Origin of the sequence: Pseudoxanthomonas sp. 3HH-4 (assembly GCF_006716465.1) — a bacterium.
GTDB lineage: Bacteria > Pseudomonadota > Gammaproteobacteria > Xanthomonadales > Xanthomonadaceae > Pseudoxanthomonas_A.
The window spans coordinates 1-1,183 of record NZ_VFPB01000017.1 but is presented as its reverse complement, the minus strand read 5'-3'; the positions used below and the strand labels follow the sequence as shown (position 1 = coordinate 1,183).

At 66.0% G+C, this 1,183-nt stretch carries 1 protein-coding gene; it reads left to right on the top strand.

Annotation, left to right across the window (positions count from 1 at the left end):
* Positions 1-219: 219 nt before the first annotated feature.
* Positions 220-1,143, top strand: a complete 924-nt coding sequence (locus tag FB548_RS18695; protein WP_142126324.1) for an IS110 family transposase — start codon at positions 220-222, stop codon at positions 1,141-1,143.
* Positions 1,144-1,183 lie beyond the last annotated feature (40 nt).

The following is a 1,183-nucleotide window of genomic DNA, read 5'->3' as shown; positions in this document are numbered from 1 at the left end:
CCTAACGCCTTATGTCTTTGAACTTCCCTACTGTAGTGGCCGAGAACCCGGCGTGCGCGCCCGATAACGCCTCGGTGTAGCCGCACCGTAATTCAGCAGGGGCCGCACGCCGGATCTCGCGCCCTGCGCCCGGACAGTTGATCGAGGTTTCCCTCGAACCGATAAGCGTGGGCCTCGGGCGCGATGTTCTCGACCAGCCAACTCTAGCGGAGAACCGGGATGACTGCAGTGGGAATCGACGTAGGTAAAGCAGCGCTGGATGTGGCTATCGACGGCGTGGCGGGTGTGGTGCGCTTCGCCAATACCGCAGCGGGGATCGGCAAGCTCATCGGCCGATTAAGGGGCGTGGCCGAGGCGCGTGTTGTGGTCGAAGCAACCGGTGGCTACGAGGAGCCGCTGCTCGATGCCTGTTGCGATGCCGGCATCTGGGTTGCCCGGATCAACCCGCGCCAGGCACGGGATTTTGCCAGGGCCACCGGTGAGTTGGCCAAGACCGACGAGATCGATGCGCGGCTGCTATGCCTGCTGTCGGGGCTGTTCGCCGGGCGGCTACGTCGCTATGACGCCCCCTCTCGCTGGCAGCGGGACCTGCGGGGCTGGCTGCGGCGTCGCGGCCAGGTCGTGACCACGCTACAGGCGCAGAAGCAGCAGGCGGCCATGGCACCGGCTGCGATCAGCAAGCTGATGGCGCGTACGGTCGCCGCACTCCGGCACGAGCTGGCGGCCATCGACCGCGAGATGAAGGCGCTGCTGGATGAGCACCTGACCCCGGCTCTGCGCTCATCCAAAGGCATGGGACCGATCTTCCAGGCGACGAGCCTGGCGCTGTTGCCCGAGCTCGGCACGTTGACGCGGCAGAAGATCGCCAAACTGGTCGGCGTGGCCCCGATGAACCGCGACAGCGGCCAGACGCGAGGCAAGCGCAGGATCCGGGGCGGTCGTGCACCCGTTCGCGTGGCGCTGTACATGGCCACGCTATCGGCCGTGCGCTGGGATCCGGTGATGAAAGCGCATTACCAGCAACTGCGAGAACGCGGGAAGTTGGCCAAGGTCGCGTTGGTGGCCTGCATGCGCAAGCTGCTGGCGATCGTCAATGCGCGGCGCCGCGATGAGCTGATGGCTGGGGCCCCGGTAGCGACCTGACCACTCATCAGAAGACAGTTGCTGAATTAAGCCGACCCGC

Bases quoted from the DNA above. Each gene is read 5' to 3' on its own strand.
- FB548_RS18695 (WP_142126324.1), top strand. From the start codon at position 220: ATGACTGCAGTGGGAATCGACGTAGGTAAAGCAGCGCTGGATGTGGCT.